Below are 18,580 nucleotides of genomic sequence, written 5' to 3' on the forward strand. Positions count from 1 at the left end.
CATGTAACACCAGAAGAAGAGCAAGTTGAAGAAGAAACGATAGAAGAAATAAAAGAAGAAAAACCGGAAGAACCGAAAGTAACAGAAGAGCCGAAAGAGCTAGAGAAGCCAGAAGTTACGGAGAAACCGGAAATTCATGTAACACCAGAAGAAGAGCAAGTTGAAGAAGAAACGATAGAAGAAATAAAAGAAGAAAAACCGGAAGAACCAAAGGTGAAAGAAGAACCGAATATGTTAGAGAAACCAGAGGTAACAGAAAAGCCGGAAGTATTAAATAAACAAAATGTACAAGAAAAAGTAGAAGTACAAAACAAGCAAGATGTACACAGTAAAGTAGAAGCACAAAATAAATCTGAGGTATCATCGAGTGAAGAAAATAATAAGACATCAAAACTTCTTCCTCAAACAGGTGGAGTATCAACAGAAGCTACTTCTATTATTGCAGGTATGTTCTTATTACTTTTCGGAGCGATGTTGTTTAGACGCCAGAAAAACTAATGAACATGAGAGTTAGTCCAGAAATAAAAAGTATGTAAAAAAGCGGAGACGATAGGTCTCCGCTTTTTTTTATTTTCGTACTTAGTTAAGCTGAATTTTACTTATTAAGCATTGTTTTAATTGATACGTTTTAAAATTACATGCTTTATGTTTTTACGAAATCGGGTGATTAGTGTAATGATAAGTATACCGAAGAGAATTTCCCATATGTGTTGCCTTAGTATTTGGAAGATCTCTTCTAAATTTTCACCTAACCAATAACCACCGATCAAGAAGAAGGATACCCAAAATAGAGCGCCTGAATAAATAGTTATCGCAAAGCGGCGAAATGGTAAGTTGATAATTCCAGAAAAGTACCCTGTGAAATGACGGACACCTGGGATGAAAAAGGCGATAAAGATTAGAAAGTAGCCGTATTTATCGAACCACATTTTTGTTAAATTAATTTTTTTTGGTGTTAAAAATACATATTTCCCGTACTTCTGAATGAAGGGCATGCCTAGTTTATTTCCTAAAAAGTATTGGAATGTCATACCTGCACTTGTCCCAATAAAAGATAACATAATTAAAATGGGTAGACTCAAATCACCTTGGTGTGACAAAAATCCTGCATAGGCTAATGTTGGCTCTCCTGGAAACGGAAGCGCAATATATTCTAAAAGTAAACCGACAAGTACTACATAATACCCATATTGCTGAAATAATTCATGAATCCATTCCATATTGTGCCCTCCTTTAAAGTGAATTCTTTCTATTTGAATCGACTTGAACCAATAATAGCGGAAGGGTTTTGATAATCAATCGCTTTATTTGATCATACTTAATATAGCTCTTTGCTAAGTAGCAAAGAGCAGCGAAGTGTACATTTTACTATGAGTTAAAGTTATAGCGGTACAAAAACACGTTGAAATCTTCTTCTTTTGGTCCAAAATTAACTGCTTTTTCTTGTATGCGTTGGAAGTTTTGTCTGTCATAAAATGCATAGTTACACTTATTGTCCGTATATAAATATAAAGATTTTGTTTTTTGATTTGTCATATATTCGAATAAATCATTCATTAAAGTTTTTCCAACTCCAAGCCCTCTCGACTCTTCAGATACGATAAATAATTGTATACAGCCCTGAAATTGTTCCTCTTTTCCTTCAATTAGTTCTTTATATGTTTTTTGTACCTTTATAAATGCTTTTAAGAATTCCTTATTTTCTTTATTCGTCAGGAATAGTTTGAGCGTGTTATAGGCAAAACTCAAACTATTATGGAAGCTCTTTAAACGGTTTTTGTCTTTTTGAGAATCGCCTAAAATGACTCCAATCACTTTATTGTCTTTTTCAGCTACTTTGCTAAAGGAACTGCCTAAAATGCATTTGTGTAGATATATGTTTAATATTGAATTTAAAAATTTTTTATCGGTAATGAATTCATTAAATCCAAATGCTTCACCAATTAAATGTTTTATAGGCTCATAGTCTTCCTTAATAAGACTTCTATATTTTACTGTGTTCATAATTGTATACTCCCTTTATCAATGTAAATGACTTATTATAAATAGTAAGGTCTCCTCTAAGGAGAGAGTCAATGGTTACATGTGAAAAAATATAAGGGAAGAGATGAAAATGAAAAAGTTATTTTCTATTGGAGAAGTTGCAAAAATAAAGGATATTACGATAAAAGCGCTAAGATACTATCATAAGATGGGGATTCTTATTCCAAAACATATTGATGAATCAACGGGGTATAGATATTATTCTATAGATCAATTTATTCACATTGATATTATAAAAAGCTGTAGAGAGCTGAACACCAGCATAGTAGAACTTCAAGAGATTTTTAAGGAATGTAATACGGATAAATTGCTGCGATTTTTACAAGTGAAGAGAGAAGAAGCGGAAGAGCATATAAAGAAAATGAAAGAGGTAATGGAAACGATTGATGACTTACATGCGAAAGTAAGAAGTTCGCAGAAAATATTAAGGAATGATGAAATCTCTATTGAGTTTTTTGAAAAGCGTTATGTCGTTGTTGCGCCTTGTAAAGAAGTAGGGAGTTTACAGGAGTTACTATATTATTCCGATTTAGAGAAAATCGTACAAGATTATGAAGAGAAAATGGAAATGGAGATGGGAATTCTCTACAATGTAAATGAAAACTGGGATGTAGAACCGAAGTATGTTTTTAATAAAGTACGGGATGATGTACATATGGAAGAGATGCCAAATATAAAAGTGTTACCGGGCGGGAAATATATAACGTTAGCGTATAGTAAAGAGAATGAAGAAGAACGTAGAAATATTATGATTAAATATATAAAAGAAAATAATATCGAAGTGGAGAGTTTTATTGAAGTGGAGTTAGTTAGTGATGTTTTCAATACGGAGACATATAGTTGTCAAATTCAAATTTTTATAGGGGATAGTGAAACCTTGAAATTTTGATAGATGATAATCCCGTAATTTACGGGATTATCATAATAGGCATTATTTACGTGAAAAACCTTCTTCATCAAGGTATTCCGCAGCTTCTGGATAAGAGTTGAATGTACCGTCTAAGTTTACACCAGCGTACACGTTCCACATATCATCCTCTGAGATAAGAGTAAGGATATGACCGTCTTCGTTATGCCATTCTTCTTCTTTCGCAGGTTCTGCAGGAACTACTACTACTTCTTCTTGTGAAAGTAATTCAATTGATTGCTCGATTACTGAGCGTAATTCATCTGCTGAAAATTCGCGGATGTTAATCATACCTTTATCATCCGTTTTGTAACCTTTAATACCACTTGCATATACAAAGCCGTTTCCATTTGGATGTAAGTGATAAACAACATTCTTTTTATCTAAACGACTTTCTTCAAAGTGAAAGTTCACGCGTTTTAATGATACGTTTTTTCTTTCTAATTCAGGGAAAGATTCAATAATCGATAATTTTTCTTCAAAAGTTAGCATAGTGCCTCCAAATATATAATAAAAGATTTAATTTATCTATTATAGCATAGTTATAATGGTTTCCAAAGATGTGATGGGAGCTTACAATTGAATGCGTTTACGTCACGATACTGTAAAAAGTGGACTAACGAATGTATCTTTTTAGGTGTACAATGGAACGTGGACTTAATGTGAAGGTGGTTATTATATGTTTCAAAAAATAGCAAAGGAATGTTTAGCAGGTTTTACGGTTGCGATCGTTGCGTTGCCGCTTGCCATTGCATTTGGTATTGCTGCAACAGGAACGTCTGAGGGAGCACTAGTCGGATTGTATGGTGCGATTTTTGCAGGTTTATTTGCGGCGTTATTTGGTGGTACACCTGGGCAGGTTACGGGGCCAACTGGACCGATTACTGTTATCGCAACAGGGGTTATTGCGACGCACGGATTAGAGGCGAGTTTTATAGCCTTTATGATGGCGGGACTGTTTCAAATTTTATTCGGTGTATGCAAGCTTGGCTCTTACGTGAGGTACATTCCATATCCTGTCGTTTCAGGATTTATGAACGGAATCGCATTAATTATTATTTTAGGTGAAATGAAGCATGTGCAAAATAGTTTTCTACTTGTCGTATTAACGATTATTGTAATGATTGTTTCTGGAAAATGGATTAAGGCAATTCCATCTAGTTTAGTTGCATTAGTTGGTGTGACAGCTATGCTTCCTTTATTTTCTTCTGCGTTAGAAGGACTTACAGTGAAGTTACCGATTATCGGAAACCTGTCATTAAATAAGGTGATTGAAAAGATTGGAACGATTCCAGAAGCGATGCCGACGCTTCATATTCCATCTTTAAGTGGAGCAGGCATAGCAGAACTTATTCTACCAGCGCTTAGTATTGCTTTATTAGGATCGATTGACTCGTTGTTAACATCGGTCGTAATGGATAATGTGACGGGGACACGTCATAAAAGTAATAAAGAACTGGTCGGACAAGGTATCGGTAATATGATGAGCGGATTGTTTGGCGGATTAGCAGGGGCAGGTGCGACTGTACGATCTATCGTTAATATAAGAAGTGGCGGTAAAACGGCGCTTTCAGCAAGTATGCATAGTGTTATATTATTTATTTTCATTATGGGACTTGGCTCGGTCGTACAATACATTCCACTTGCTGTATTATCAGGTATTTTAATTTTAACGGGTATTGGAATGTTTGATTGGGAAAGCATGAAGAAAATGCATGTAGCACCAAAAGGTGATGTCATAGTTATGCTCGTAACGATGGTTGTCACAGTGAAGTTTGATTTAATGATCGCTGTTGCGTTCGGAATTATTCTTTCTTTCATTATATACATGGTGAAATGTAAAGAACGTAAAGCTTCTATTGTAAAAGAAAAGGAAGCGACGTATACGATTCAAGGACCGCTCTCCTTCCTATCAGTAGACCGTATTTTTACTACTTTACAAGATGTGAAGTCACCGATTGTTTTACGTATGAAAGATGCGCGCTATATGGATGTATCAGGAGCTATGGCGTTATTGAATTTTATTGAGCAGTCGGATAAATCAGGAGTGAGTGTGACGCTAGAACAAGTGCCTACTCATATTGAAAAAACATTAGTAACGATGGCGAGTAATGAGCAGAAAGATAAATTACAGTTTGTAGAAGCGGATGTTATGTAAGGAAATGCCCTCGTATGAGGGTGTTTTTTTGTTGTGTTTAATATCTGCATATCACGATTTTTTGCGATTATTGACATTTATTAATCTTAGCAGTATAGTAACATTCTAGATTAGGTATGTGATATTATAATAATGTATATGAATTTTGAGATTCCTTTTTTTTTAGAAGGAAGAGCTTTAAGCTGGAGGGAATAATTGATGTACAAACAGTTACCACATGGAGTGAAAATTGGGATTACACGCTCAATTGTTGTTTCTTTTGAGAAGTATATGAAAGAAATTGAATGGAACGAAGAAAAGTTTGATATGCAACAATTTGTTGAACAGTGGAAACAGTATTTATACACAAAATCAACTTGGATCAATAAAGTAGATGACGAGTTGAAAGGACATCCAGATTTCCATCAAGCATTGGCGATGAAAGTAAATGAAAAAATTAACGAGTTTATTAATGAAAAACCGAGCGAAGAGCAAGTGGAGCAATTAACGAGAAATAAAGTGAAGCATGCAGATGAAATGTGCAAATTAGAAGCTGAATATCATATTGAACGTTTATTAGTAACGAAATAAATTTTACATAAAGAAAAAGCCTGTCCGAAGAGATATGATGACCATCTTTTTGAACAGGTTTTTTTGTATGTAAAAGAAGAAGAGAGGTAGCTTTGGAAGCAGCCTCTCTTTATGATTAGTCTTGTGGTACAAGTGCTTTCCAAGAAGATAGGTCCATATCTTCTTTTAATATAGATGAAGCAGGGAAGACAAATGACCATGGTTTCGTAGTGTTCGCTTTAATTTCAAGGTTAGGTAATGTGAAAGCGCCTTTAACAACAACTGCCCCCGTGGCATCCTCAATATGAAGAGGAAGTTGCTCTAGTTGAATGTTGTCTTTACAACCGTTACGAATAAGAAGCGTTGTATGTAAATCACCGTTTTCTTTTCTTGCAGCTTGCAGGCCTAGGAAGTTAATTTCACCTTCGCTTGGAGGTGTTAAATTGTCTACGAAATTACGTAAAGCTTCTTTGCTTGCTTCAGGTAACTGAGCTTCCCAAGATGGATCTAAATCTAATGCATGCTTGCTTTCAAGTTCAAACGCTAATTCCCAATCTGTTTGCGATAATGCAGCATCTGTAATTGTCTCTTGCTCAAATGTAAAAATAAATGGCATATTTACATTTGCAGGAATATCTCCTAATGCAGAAAGGTTAAATGTTTTGCGTGCGCATAGTTTCTTCTCTTTATTTAGAAGAATTAATGTAACCTCTTCGAAAGAAATTGGTTTCGGAACAGTGCTGCGAATAAATACAGCTACGTCATAACTATTATCACGCTTTTCAATCTCAATTCCAGATAAAGAAATTTGATATTCTTGTAAACGTGGTAGTTCTTTATGTAAAAATTGATAAATGTATTTTTGTTCTTGTGCTACTGCACCCCAGCTAGGGTGAAAGTAAAGTGTTGGTTTTACAGTTTTACTTTCAGCATTTGTTTCTTCTTGTCCAAATAATTGATTACTAGAGACAGTCGTGTCTTTTCCGCTTTTCTTAGCTTTTTTTAGGAATGATAACATAATCTTTCACCTCGTTATTGTACGTTTTCAGGAACACCTAAATGTCTTGCAACATAGCGGCACATTTCTTTTTCGAAATTACCATATGTGTATAAAAAGATATCTAAACCTTCTTTTTGATAAAGACGAGTAGGGTCTTCTTGTTGATATTGTCTTAGCCCGATACCTTCTTTTAAGTGGGTCATTGCATCTAAGTGATTTACCCAGTTCTGATCTAGGAAATGAAGGGCAACATATCGAAGCGACTCTTGTAAATCAGTATGGCTAGTTAGTTCATTTACGCGCTCTTTATAAAGAGATAATGTTTCTTTCAAAACGGATTGTAAATCTTCCGGTGAGTGTACATTATTCGCTGATAGTGATGGCATATTTTCTACCGGTAAAATTTCGTTTATATTTGCTGTTAAACTAGCAAAATCCCATTCTTCCGGAAGCATACCTTCTAAAAGATATTGCTTAGAAATGGCTTCTACAGCATGATCAATCATTGGAATAATAATTTCAATCATATTTGTATCTTCTTGTAACAAGTTATTACGTAATTTATAAATAACGTTACGTTGATCATTAATTACATCATCTAACTTTAAATTGTACTCACGCATTGAGAAGTGGCTACCTTCACAAATTAATTGTGTACGGTTCACGAAGTCATGCACTTTTGAAGTTAGAATAAGTCCAGTTTCATCTGCCTTTAGTGATTTATTGAATTTCTCCACTTCTTCATGTGCGAAACGTTTTAGCATTTCATCTTCTAAAGAAAGGAAGAATTGAGAGCTACCTGGATCTCCTTGGCGACCAGCACGACCTTTTAGCTGATTGTCAACGCGTCTTGATTCATGGCGCTCTGTCCCAATTACATGTAATCCGCCAATTTCATGAACACCCTCACCTAGTAAAATATCAGTACCTCGTCCGGCCATATTCGTTGCAATTGTAATTTGTCCTTTTCGTCCAGCAGTTGCGATTAAATCGGCCTCTTGCTCTGCGCTTTTTGCATTTAATAATTGATATGTAATATTTGCTTCATCTAAGTAACGAGCAACGGTTTCTGATTGTAAAATAGACATCGTTCCAATTAAAATCGGGCGTCCTTGTTTATTGTGTTTTAGAACATCTTCACGTACAGCTTTATATTTAGCATCGGCTGTTACGTACACGACGTCATTTTTGTCTTCACGAATGATTGGACGGTTTGTCGGAATCGGCATAACTTCCATGTTATATACACGGTTAAATTCTTTCTCTTCCGTTTTTGCTGTACCTGTCATACCAGATAATGCTGGATACATACGGAAGAAGTTTTGAATTGTAATGGACGCCTGTGTTTGGTTTTCTTCGGTGATTTCTAGACCTTCTTTTGCCTCAAGAGCTTGGTGTAAACCGTCACTTAAAGAGCGACCATCCATAACACGGCCCGTGAAAATATCTACAAGTAGAATTTTTTCATCATGTACAATATAGTCAACATCACATTGGAAAGCGACATGAGCTCGTAATGCTTGAATCATATAATGATATAAAGTTTGATGCTCTAAATCATATAGGTTCTCGATATCGAATAAATCTTCTATTTTTGTAATACCGTCTTCTGTAAAACTAGCAGATTTCGATTCTGCATCGTACATGTAATGAAGGGTATCCTGGAATGATTTAATAACTTTGGCACATAAATAGTGTAAATCAGAGCTGCTTGATTTCTTCCCAGCGATAATAAGAGGCGTCTTCGCTTCATCAATTAAAACGCTGTCAATCTCATCGATAATAGCAAAATGATAGGGACGTTGTACCTGCTCATTTTTTGAAGTAGCCATGTTATCACGTAGATAGTCAAAGCCAAATTCTGTTCCAATACCATATGTAATATCAGCTTCGTAAGCAAGTTTCTTTTCGGCAGGATCGATTTGAGGAATATTCAATCCAACCTTTAAACCTAGAAATTCATGAACTTGGCCAATCAATTCTTTATCTCGTTTTGCTAAATAGTCGTTTACAGTAATAACGTGAACGCCTTTTCCTTCAAGAGCACGTACGTATGTTGGAAGAGAAGAAACTAATGTTTTCCCTTCGCCAGTTGGCATCTCTGCAATATTACCTTCCAATAGTACAAGGCCACCAATTAACTGCACATCGTAGTGACGTAATCCAAGTACACGCTTTGCTGCTTCACGTACAACAGCGAACGCCTCTACTTTTATATCATCCACTGTTTTTCCATTATGTAGCATGTTTTTAAATATGATCGTTTTATTACGTAATTCTTCATCAGATAAATCAGATAGTTTTTCTTCTAGATTATTAATGTCTTGAACAAGTTGTTCATATTTTTTTAGTTTTCTCTTTTGAGAATCTCCTAACAGTTTTTTTACCGAATTCAGCATGTTGTAAACACTCCTCTTACTGACAATAGCTACATTATAGCACATGTTTATACTGAATAAGTAGAAGTAGTAAATTGAAGAAAAAACTGGATAAAAATAAGAAGTTATTGCACATACTATATTTAAAACCTAGAAAGAAAGAGAGTATTCAATATATAAGAAATTTGGTATGATAGCTAAATGAGATAAAGTGAAATTTTTCAAAAAAGAGAAGAATATAGCTATCTCGTTTTATGATGTAGTATGTATGTAAATTATATATTGAAAGAAAAGAGCTAGAAAATGAATAATAAGTTTGTGAAAGGCGCTGCGATTTTAACGATTACAACGTTTTTATCGAAAGTGTTGGGAAGTTTTTTTCAAATCCCATTACAAAATATAGCAGGAGATGAAGTGCTTGGGATCTTCCGCCTTGTTTTTCCTGTATATATGATAGCTTTAACTTTATCAGTAGCGGGAGTACCGCTAGCTATATCACAGTTAATCGCTGAACTTCATGAGAAGAATGATAAAGATGGGATTGCTAAACTATTTACGTCAGCATCTATTATTGGAGTAATATTTGGGGTGCTTGGATTTTCGGTTATTATGATTGGATCAAGTATGTTTGCAAATATGCTTGGTGGACAAGATACGAGACTCCCATTAATTGTTACTTCGTTTGCTTTATTAATCGCACCATATATGGCGGTATATCGAGGGTATTTCCAAGGTTTTGGAGATATGATTCCTACCGGGGTGTCACAAGTAATTGAGCAGTTCATTCGTGTTTTCTTTATGTTAGCAATTGCATTCTTATTTGTATATTGGAATAAAGAGAGTGATATTGTAACAGGTGGCGCAATGATTGGTTCTTGCCTTGGGGTAATTACGTCACTTATCTATTTGAGATTGAAGTATGTAAAAAGTATATATCGTTATAAAAGTAATACATATTCACTGCAAGATTTTAAAGATAATGCAAAAAAAATACTTCGGGTTTCGATTCCAATTGCAATTGGGGCATTATCGATGCCGGTGTTAAATTTAGTTGATTCTGTAACGATTCCACATATGCTACATGGATCCACTACAATGATTCAAGAACAATTTGGTATATATAGTCGTGGCTTTGCGTTTACACAATTAATTGTCGTGTTTGCAAGTGCGATGGTATTTCCGTTAATCCCATTGTTAACTGCTGCATTAACAAAGAAAGATATAGCGTTAGCAAAACAAACAATTGAACGAACAAATGAGCTTGCTCATGTTTTAACAACACCGATAACAATCTGGCTCATGGCACTTGCAATCCCGTTAAATGTTGGATTGTTTACAGATGCTAAAGGGAGCGGAATGTTAGCTATTTTAATTGGTAGTTCGTATTTCACATCACTTATGGTATTATCAATAGGAATTTTGCAAGGAATTAACCGTTCTAAGCAAGCGGCGTGGATAGTTGTTGGAGCGAGTTTTGTAAAAGTCATATTAAATATAGTACTCGTAAGTCAATTTGGCATAACTGGTGCGGCTTATAGTACACTTATCATATATATCATGATTTGTATCGTAAATTATATATACATTCGAAAAGAATTGGCTTATTCGATTCGAGTGAGGAGATTTTTTGCTGTAATTGGAGTATCTAGTATAGTAGGTGTAGGATTGTATTTCACATCTACTTTCATAAATGTGGTAGATTCTAGATTTATTGCAATAATATATAGTGGTTTAGCATTTTGTGTGGCCTTGTTCATATATGGCATATGCGCATTAAAGTTGAATTGGATATCAAAAAAGCAAATTCCATTTTTACGTAAGTAAATTTGTTCATAAATGAGTATGGCTATTTATATGTTTGTGAAAGAAATCAATTTAAAGTTATCCAACTTTTCTTATTAAAGAGTTGATAGCAATTTGTTGAATGACAAAAAGTTGATTGCGAAATGTTGGAGGAGATTAAGAGTGCGGTTAGTTTTATCAGGATATTATGGTTTTTATAATGTTGGGGACGAGGCAATTTTGCAATCAATTATTAAAGCGCTACATGAAGAGGATCCTACTCTGGAGCTTGTTGTACTTTCGAATGACCCCGACTATACAAAAAAAATGTACGGTGTAGAGGCAGTAAATCGCTGGGATATAAGAGCGATTTATAAGGAAATCAAGAGAAGTAATGGCTTAATTAGCGGAGGGGGAAGTCTCCTTCAAGATAAAACGAGTATTAAAAGTATTTTATACTATACAGGTATTATGCGGATTGCTCGTTTTTTGAAGAAGCCGTATTATATTTATGCGCAAGGAATCGGCCCAATTACGAAAAGACAAAATCGTTTATTAGTGAAATGGCAAGTATCAAAAGCGGAATATATATCAGTTCGTGATGAAGATTCATTTTTGTATTTAAAAGAAATTGGTATTAAGAAAGATATCGAACTAGTTCCAGATCCAGTATTGGCATGTCAACCAGAAGGAATGAAGTCGGAGTGGCTGCAAAAACATTCGATTCAAGGGAAAGTAATTGCAGTTAGTGTGAGGTATTGGGACGCGAAAGAAGATTATATGAAGAAGCTAGCAGATACGCTGAAAAAATTTAAGCGTGATGGATACCATATTTTATTCGTACCAATGCATGGACCGTTTGATCAAAATGCATCACGCGATATTATTAACTTAATGGGAGAAGAAGCTCATATGCTTCCGTATAAGCTGGATATTCATGAGAAAATTGCAATTTTGTCGCAATGTTCGCTTCTAATAGGTATGAGACTTCATGCGCTCATACTATCTGCGGTTGCTAATATCCCTATGGTTGGTATTTCATATGATCCAAAGATTGATTCATTTTTACAACAAGTCAATCAGCCAATCATCGGAAACGTAGATGGTGACTGGACAGCTGAAACTTTGTATAATGTGGCAGCGAAGCAACTAGAACAAAAAGAATATGTGCAAGCAACGTTGGAACAAAGAGTAGAAGAATTGCGAGAGCAAATTTCAACAGCGTCTCGATACATCATAAGTGACTTGAATTCAAAAGAGTTTAAAAAAAGAGGAATGGAATCTTAATTTAAGAGGACATCCTCTTTTTTATTTTTTGAAAAAAGAAAATGTCGAAAGAAAAAATATATTTGTAGAAAAATGTCGAAATGTATAAGCAGTTTTAAACATAGGCTCATAAAAAAGAAGTTTGAGAGAAGATGTATGTTTAAAAATCCTAACATTAATATATAAGTAATGTTAGGATTTAGCGTTTTATTTAGTAAATTATAAGAAAATAGGTATGGTAATTTCAAAAAAACGAACGGTAAGAAAGATGTCGAGTCATATAAAAATATGGTGTCGATTAATGTCGTAATATCTTTATAGTTAAATATTGAAATTGGAATTGTTTTTCTGTTATAGTTGTAAATGGTTATAAGAAGATTGTTGAAAATGTAATTCTGACGCGTTTTACTATTTGTTTAAAATATTCTGATTTTGTAATCTGAGTTTTTTAAAATGAAAGTCGAAAAAACGCTCGTTTAGAATTGTGAAAATTCACTTTTTTGTCGAATTTGAGATTTTAAATTGGATGAAAAGGGTGTATGATTTCTTTATGATTCTGTAATACGGGATATTCTATTATTCTGTATAAAGAATACTTTAACCACATTTATATCTACTAGTTTCAAAAATAAATAGAACATCTATTTAAAACATTATGGAACTAGTATTACATTCCTAAGGAGGAAATATATAAAATGGCAAAGACTAACTCTTACAAAAAAGTAATCGCTGGTACAATGACAGCAGCAATGGTAGCAGGTGTTGTTTCTCCAGTAGCAGCAGCAGGAAAATCATTCCCAGACGTTCAACCTGGTTCTTGGAGTGCAGAGTACATTGATTATTTAGTAGCAAAAAAAGCAATCGAAGGTAAACCAGACGGAACATTCGCTCCAACTGAAGCAATTGACCGTGCTTCTGCTGCGAAAATCATGGCAATTACATTAGGTTTAGAAGTTAAAGATGGTGCAAAACCAACTTTCAAAGATGCTCAAGATTCATGGGCTGCTAAATATATCGCAGCTGTTGAAAAAGCTGGTGTAATTCAAGGGGACGAAACTGGTAAGTTTAACCCAAACAACCAAATTAATCGTGCTTCTATGGCAACAATGATCGTAAAAGCATACAAATTAGAAAGCAAAGTAAGCGGAGAATTAGAAACTAAATTCTCTGATTTAGAAAAGCACTGGGGTAAAAAAGCTGCTAACATCTTAGTTGCTTTAGATATCACTAATGGTACTGGTAATGGTTGGGAGCCAGATAAAGCTGTAACTCGTGCAGAAGCTGCTAAATTCATTGCTAAGACTGACATGCAATTCGGACAAAAAGAAGAAGCTAAAGTTGAGTCTATTAAAGCAATCAACGCTAAAGAGATCGAAGTTAAACTTGGTGCTACAGTAACAGAAGAAACTGTGAAGAACGCGAAATTTACTCTTTCTCAAGGAGTTGATAACGTAACAGTAGTTGATGCAAAAATCGGTGAAGACAAAAAATCTGTAATCTTAACTTTAGAAGATGGTAAAAGACTTGAGAAAAACAATGCTTATGTTGTAACTGTTGAAAAATTAAACACTGCTGAAGGTAAAGAAATTCCAAAAGCATTAGAAGTAATCTTCTTTAACGATGAAGTAGCTCCAACTGTATCTACAGTATCTACTCCAGACGGAAAAGTTAAAGTTGTATTTAGTGAAAAATTAGATGCAGCAAAAACTGTAACTGTAATTGTTAACGGCCAAAAAGTAGAAGGTAAAGTTGAAAATAATACTTTCACTTCTAACCAAGCTTTAAACCTTCAAAATGGTAAAGAATTCTCAATCATCGTAACTGGTGCTACAGATTTAGCTGATAATACTATGGAAATGTACGAAGGCAAAACTACTTATAAAGTAGAAAAAGACACTACAGCTCCAGAAGTTAAAGATGTAAAAGTTAAAGAAATTACTGCTGAAGGCAAAGCAACATTAGAGGTTACTTTCTCAGAAGAACTTGCTACAAATGGTCAAGGAACAGTTGTAGTTAAAAAAGGTAAAGAAGAATTAAAATCTACAATTGCTGTTGACGCTCAAGATAAAACAAAGGCAGTTATTGAAGTAACAGGCGCTCTTAAAGAAAAAGAAACTGCTACAGATCTTACAGTTGAATTTGTTGGCTACAAAGATGCAGCTAACAACGTAGGTTCTAAAGTATCTAAAGCAGTAAAAGTTTCAAAAGACGTTGTAGCTCCTAACTTCGTAAAAGTTGAAGCTGATCAAAATAAAGCAGCGACATTCACTTTTGACAAAGAAGTAACTGCACAAAACGGAAAACTTCGTGTGATTAACTTAGATACAAGTAAAGATGTAACTGCTGATGTAACTGTTGCACCAGCTAAAGATAACAAAAAAGGTATTACATTAACATTCCCAGCAAAAGGTAACTACAAAGTAGCTGCTACAAAAGGTCTTGTAAAAGATGCAGCTGGTAATGAGTCTGTAGCATTTACTAAAGAAGTAAAAGTTGTAGAAAAAGAAGCTGAAAAAGAAACAGATAAAGTAGCTCCAGTAGTAAAAGCTGTAGCTTATGATAAAGCGACAAATAAAGTTACAGTAAACTTTGATAAAGAAGTAAAAGGTGGTCAGGTTGCTGAATCAGCTGCTAATGTAAATAATTACACGTTAGCTGGTGCTAAATTACCAGAAGGTACTTTAATTGTATTAGACGGTACAAAAGCAATTATTGAATTACCATCTACATTTACTTTCGAAAAATCAGAAACAGTTAAATTTACAGTAGCTAATGTTGCAAACAAAGATGGAGTAAAAATGGGTACAGCGAACCTATTACTAGAAGTTAAAGATACAAAAGCTCCTGAATTTAAATCAGCTAAAATTACAAAAGTTGATGCTAAAGAAATTACTTTAACATTCTCTGAAGCTGTAAACGTTGATACAACTGACTTCACAGTTGATTTAAACGGTGTAGAATTAACTGTAGCAAAAGCTGACGCAACAGCAGAAGCTGCTAAAGACGTAGTTCTTAAAGTAACAGCTCCAACAGATGTTAACTTAGCAACTGGTACAGTTACAGTAAAAGCTAAAGAACTAGAAAATAATGCTAAATATGAGTTCAAAACTACTGACAAAGCAGAAAACGCACTTGTTGCTTTCAAACCAGTAACAGCAACTCGCTAATTGAAATTTATTTCAATGAAAAGAGTCCACAACATGTGGGCTCTTTTTTTGTCTGATTTTTTATATAAAAAGAGATCTGAAAAATAGATCATATTTTGTAGATTAGTAGTTAGTTTTATTGAGAAACAAATCGAAAACGTTTTCAATAATAGAAGAATACCTCATCGATATGTAAATTATTTGTAAATTAAAACCTTTTTTTGTTAAAAAATCATTCGAAAAGAAGAATAAAATGCCGAATTATAATATTTTTAGTCAAATAAAGTCTGAAAATTGTATTTATTGTAAAAAATATTTAAGTGATGAAGTGGAAATATGTGCTATAATTCCAATTGTGTATTCGATATGAAAAATATACGAAGCGCAGTGAGAGTGGTTTATAGGAAAACAGTGTATTCATTTCTATATTTAAGTATTATTGATATCCTAATAATACAAATAAAAGACTGAATTATCAGAATGTGTCGAATTTTCTTTTGAGAAAGTTCTTGATAACGAATGGTTTTGTATAGTATGATGAACTTGTTTCAGAAAATGGTATTTAAACCTTATATTTACATCTAACGGTTTGTATCATTTTGTTATATGAACTACTTTTCATTATAGTATTTTTGTTTATGTTTTTATTGTTTTATGGCTTTTCTAACTAGCTAGTTTTCAAATTTAATATGATGTGAAACTAGTAGCATATTCCTGAAGGAGGAAATTTATAAAATGGCAAAGACTAACTCTTACAAAAAAGTAATCGCAGGTACAATGACAGCAGCAATGGTAGCAGGTGTTGTTTCTCCAGTAGCAGCAGCAGGTAAATCGTTCCCAGACGTTCCAGCTAATCATTGGGGATTAGATTCTATCAATTACTTAGTAGATAAAGGTGCAATCGAAGGTAAGCCAGATGGTACATACGCTCCAGCTGAAGAGATTGATCGTGCTTCTGCTGCGAAAATTATGGCAATTACATTAGGTTTAAAAGTTGAAGAGGGTGCACAACCATCTTTCAAAGATGCTAAAAATCATTGGGCTTCTAAATACATTGCAGCTGTTGAAAAAGCTGGTGTTGTTAGAGGTGATGGTAAAGAAAACTTCTCTCCAGATAAAAAGATTGACCGTGCTTCTTTCGCTTCTATGATAGTAGGTGCTTATAATTTAAAAGATAAAGTTAACGGCGAGTTAGTTACAAAATTTGAAGATTTATTAGATCATTGGGGTGAAGAAAAAGCTAACATTCTAATCCACCTTGGACTTTCTGAAGGAACAGGAGGAAACAAATGGGAGCCAAATAAATCTGTATCTCGTGCAGAAGCAGCTAAATTTATCGCAGTAGCAGATAAAAAGTATGGCAAAAAAGATAATGCACAAGCATATGTAACTGATGTGAAAGTTTCTGAACCAACGAAATTAACATTAACGGGTACTGGTTTAGAAAAACTTTCTGCTGATGATGTAACTCTTGAAGGAGACAAAGCTGTTGCGATTGAAGCAAGTGCTGATGGTACTTCTGCAGTTGTAACACTTGGTGGTAAAGTAGCTCCAAATAAAAATCTTACTGTAAAAGTGAAAAATCAATCATTCGTAGCGAAATTCGTATACGAAGTGAAAAAATTAGCAGTAGAAAAACTTACATTTGATGATGATCGTGCTGGTCAAGCAGTTGCTTTCAAATTAAACGATGAAAAAGGTAACGCTGATGTTGAGTACTTAAACTTAGCAGACCATGACGTCAAATTTGTAGCAAATAACTTAGACGGTTCAGCAGCAAACATCTTTGAAGGTGGAGAAGCTACTTCTACTACAGGTAAACTAGCTGTTGGTATTGAGCACGGTGACTACAAAGTAGAAGTACAAGTTACAAAACGCGGTGGTTTAACAGTTTCTAACACTGGTATTATTACAGTGAAAAACCTTGATACACCAGCTTCTGCAATTAAAAATACTGTATTTGCGGTAGATGCAGATAAAAACGGTGTAGTATACGGTAATAAATTGACTGGAAAAGACTTCAAACTAAACAGCCAAACGTTAGTTGTTGGTGAAAAAGCACAAATCCATAACGTAGTTGCTACAATTGCTGGAGAAGATAAAGTAGTTGATGCAGACGCAATTAGCATCAAATCTTCAAACCACGGTATTATCTCTGTAGTAAACAACTACATTACAGCTGAAGCTGCTGGTGAAGCTACACTTACTATTAAAGTAGGCGACGTTACAAAAGAAGTTAAATTCAAAGTAACGACTGATTCTCGTAAATTAGTATCAGTAAAAGCTAACCCAGATAAATTACAAGTTGTGCAAAACAAAACATTACCTGTTACATTCGTAACAACTGACCAATATGGCGATCCATTTGGTGCTAACACAGCTGCAATTAAAGAAGTTCTTCCGAAAACAGGTGTAGTTGCAGAAGGTGGATTAGATGTAGTAACAACTGACTCTGGTTCAATCGGTACAAAAACAGTTGGTGTTACGGGTAATGACGTGGGCGAAGGAACAGTTCACTTCCAAAATGCTAACGGTGAAACTCTAGGTTCATTATATGTGAACGTAACAGAAGGTAACGTAGCATTCAAAAACTTTGAACTTGTATCTAAAGTAGGTCAATACGGTGCATCACCTGATACAAAACTTGACCTAAATGTTTCTAACACAGTTGCATATCAATTATCTAAGTACACTTCAGAGCGCGTATACTCTGATCCTGAAAACTTAGAAGGTTACGCAGTTGAGTCTAAAAACCCGGCTGTAGCTGAAGCTAAAATTGATGGAAATAAAGTTGTTGTTAAAGGTTTAAAACCAGGTAAAGTTGATATCCACTTAACGAAAAATGGTGCAACTGCTGGTAAAGCAACTATCGAAATCGTTCAAGAGACAATTGCTATTAAATCTGTAAACTTCAAACCTGTTCAAACAGAAAACTTTGTTGAGAAGAAAATTAATATCGGTACTGTATTAGAGCTTGAGAAGAGTAACCTTGATGATATCGTAAAAGGTATTAACTTAACGAAAGAAACACAACATAAAGTACGTGTTGTAAAATCTGGTGACGAGCAAGGTAAACTTTACTTAGATAGAAACGGCGATGCTGTATTTAACGCTGGCGATGTAAAACTTGGCTATGTAACAGTATCTCAAACAAGTGATTCTGCACTTCCAAACTTCAAGGCAGACCTTTACGATACTTTAACTACTAAGTACACTGACAAAGGTACATTAGTATTCAAAGTATTAGGCGAGAAAGATGTTCTAACAAGCGAAATCGGTTCACAAGCTGTACACGTGAACGTGCTTAACAACCCAAATCTATAAGTCGATTATAGATAAAATGAAAAATCA

13 protein-coding genes are annotated in these 18,580 nt (G+C 34.5%); 8 read left to right on the plus strand and 5 right to left on the minus strand.

Going from position 1 to position 18,580, the window contains the following annotated elements:
- Window positions 1-498: LPXTG cell wall anchor domain-containing protein (locus ACYVEC_RS21580; RefSeq protein WP_460508253.1), on the plus strand; the 498-nt coding region annotated here is incomplete at its 5' end.
- 116 nt (window positions 499-614) lie between these two features.
- Here the strand turns inward: ACYVEC_RS21580 and ACYVEC_RS21585 are convergent.
- Together ACYVEC_RS21585 and ACYVEC_RS21590 are read right to left on the minus strand one after the other, a co-directional pair.
- Window positions 615-1,220, minus strand: coding sequence for a DedA family protein (locus ACYVEC_RS21585; protein ID WP_063222074.1), 606 nt, complete (start codon window positions 1,218-1,220; stop codon window positions 615-617).
- A 148-nt stretch (window positions 1,221-1,368) separates the two neighbouring features.
- Window positions 1,369-2,004, minus strand: coding sequence for a GNAT family N-acetyltransferase (locus tag ACYVEC_RS21590; protein WP_063222073.1), 636 nt, complete (start codon window positions 2,002-2,004; stop codon window positions 1,369-1,371).
- A gap of 109 nt (window positions 2,005-2,113) precedes the next feature.
- Between ACYVEC_RS21590 and ACYVEC_RS21595 the strand changes: the two genes are divergently transcribed.
- A complete protein-coding gene (locus ACYVEC_RS21595; protein ID WP_063222072.1) occupies window positions 2,114-2,932 on the plus strand; it encodes a MerR family transcriptional regulator in 819 nt (272 codons plus the stop codon).
- A 42-nt stretch (window positions 2,933-2,974) separates the two neighbouring features.
- Here ACYVEC_RS21595 and ACYVEC_RS21600 read toward each other — a convergent pair whose 3' ends face one another.
- Window positions 2,975-3,442, minus strand: a complete 468-nt coding sequence (locus ACYVEC_RS21600) for a hypothetical protein (protein ID WP_063222071.1) — start codon at window positions 3,440-3,442, stop codon at window positions 2,975-2,977.
- A 187-nt stretch (window positions 3,443-3,629) separates the two neighbouring features.
- Here ACYVEC_RS21600 and ACYVEC_RS21605 point away from each other — a divergent pair, with 187 nt between their 5' ends.
- Both ACYVEC_RS21605 and ACYVEC_RS21610 read left to right on the plus strand, forming a co-directional pair.
- Window positions 3,630-5,108, plus strand: a complete 1,479-nt coding sequence (locus ACYVEC_RS21605) for a SulP family inorganic anion transporter (RefSeq protein WP_460508260.1) — start codon at window positions 3,630-3,632, stop codon at window positions 5,106-5,108.
- 198 nt (window positions 5,109-5,306) lie between these two features.
- The gene (locus tag ACYVEC_RS21610) at window positions 5,307-5,678 is read left to right on the plus strand and encodes a hypothetical protein (protein ID WP_060629718.1); all 372 of its coding nucleotides are present in this window, start codon (window positions 5,307-5,309) and stop codon (window positions 5,676-5,678) included.
- Between the two features lie 115 nt (window positions 5,679-5,793).
- On the opposite strand, the gene ACYVEC_RS21615 is transcribed toward ACYVEC_RS21610, so the two are convergent.
- Together ACYVEC_RS21615 and secA2 are read right to left on the minus strand one after the other, a co-directional pair.
- A complete protein-coding gene (locus ACYVEC_RS21615) occupies window positions 5,794-6,675 on the minus strand; it encodes an accessory Sec system S-layer assembly protein (protein WP_063222069.1) in 882 nt (293 codons plus the stop codon).
- Between the two features lie 14 nt (window positions 6,676-6,689).
- A complete protein-coding gene (gene secA2 / locus ACYVEC_RS21620; protein WP_063222068.1) occupies window positions 6,690-9,056 on the minus strand; it encodes an accessory Sec system translocase SecA2 in 2,367 nt (788 codons plus the stop codon).
- A 282-nt stretch (window positions 9,057-9,338) separates the two neighbouring features.
- On the opposite strand from secA2, the gene ACYVEC_RS21625 reads away from it, so the two are divergent.
- The 4 genes from ACYVEC_RS21625 (at window position 9,339) to ACYVEC_RS21640 (ending at window position 18,553) form a co-directional block, all read left to right on the plus strand.
- Complete coding sequence (locus ACYVEC_RS21625) at window positions 9,339-10,859, plus strand: putative polysaccharide biosynthesis protein (protein WP_063222067.1); 1,521 nt, start codon at window positions 9,339-9,341, stop codon at window positions 10,857-10,859.
- A 141-nt stretch (window positions 10,860-11,000) separates the two neighbouring features.
- Window positions 11,001-12,104 (plus strand): polysaccharide pyruvyl transferase CsaB, encoded by a 1,104-nt coding sequence (gene csaB, locus ACYVEC_RS21630; protein WP_063222066.1) that lies wholly within the window; start codon window positions 11,001-11,003, stop codon window positions 12,102-12,104.
- A gap of 674 nt (window positions 12,105-12,778) precedes the next feature.
- Window positions 12,779-15,250: an S-layer homology domain-containing protein gene (locus ACYVEC_RS21635; protein WP_063222065.1), complete on the plus strand. Its 2,472-nt coding sequence runs from the start codon at window positions 12,779-12,781 to the stop codon at window positions 15,248-15,250.
- Between the two features lie 714 nt (window positions 15,251-15,964).
- Window positions 15,965-18,553 carry an S-layer homology domain-containing protein gene (locus ACYVEC_RS21640; RefSeq protein ID WP_063222064.1) on the plus strand — a complete coding sequence of 863 codons (2,589 nt, stop codon included), beginning with the start codon at window positions 15,965-15,967 and terminating at the stop codon, window positions 18,551-18,553.
- The last annotated feature ends 27 nt before the right edge of the window (window positions 18,554-18,580 follow it).

This window comes from Bacillus sp. MN7755 (assembly GCF_054771475.1).

Bases quoted from the DNA above. Each gene is read 5' to 3' on its own strand.
- ACYVEC_RS21610 (WP_060629718.1), top strand. From the start codon at position 5,307: ATGTACAAACAGTTACCACATGGAGTGAAAATTGGGATTACACGCTCA.
- ACYVEC_RS21615 (WP_063222069.1), bottom strand. From the start codon at position 6,675: ATGTTATCATTCCTAAAAAAAGCTAAGAAAAGCGGAAAAGACACGACT.
- ACYVEC_RS21585 (WP_063222074.1), bottom strand. From the start codon at position 1,220: ATGGAATGGATTCATGAATTATTTCAGCAATATGGGTATTATGTAGTA.
- ACYVEC_RS21635 (WP_063222065.1), top strand. From the start codon at position 12,779: ATGGCAAAGACTAACTCTTACAAAAAAGTAATCGCTGGTACAATGACA.
- ACYVEC_RS21590 (WP_063222073.1), bottom strand. From the start codon at position 2,004: ATGAACACAGTAAAATATAGAAGTCTTATTAAGGAAGACTATGAGCCT.
- secA2 (WP_063222068.1), bottom strand. From the start codon at position 9,056: ATGCTGAATTCGGTAAAAAAACTGTTAGGAGATTCTCAAAAGAGAAAA.
- ACYVEC_RS21605 (WP_460508260.1), top strand. From the start codon at position 3,630: ATGTTTCAAAAAATAGCAAAGGAATGTTTAGCAGGTTTTACGGTTGCG.
- ACYVEC_RS21625 (WP_063222067.1), top strand. From the start codon at position 9,339: ATGAATAATAAGTTTGTGAAAGGCGCTGCGATTTTAACGATTACAACG.
- ACYVEC_RS21600 (WP_063222071.1), bottom strand. From the start codon at position 3,442: ATGCTAACTTTTGAAGAAAAATTATCGATTATTGAATCTTTCCCTGAA.
- ACYVEC_RS21640 (WP_063222064.1), top strand. From the start codon at position 15,965: ATGGCAAAGACTAACTCTTACAAAAAAGTAATCGCAGGTACAATGACA.
- ACYVEC_RS21595 (WP_063222072.1), top strand. From the start codon at position 2,114: ATGAAAAAGTTATTTTCTATTGGAGAAGTTGCAAAAATAAAGGATATT.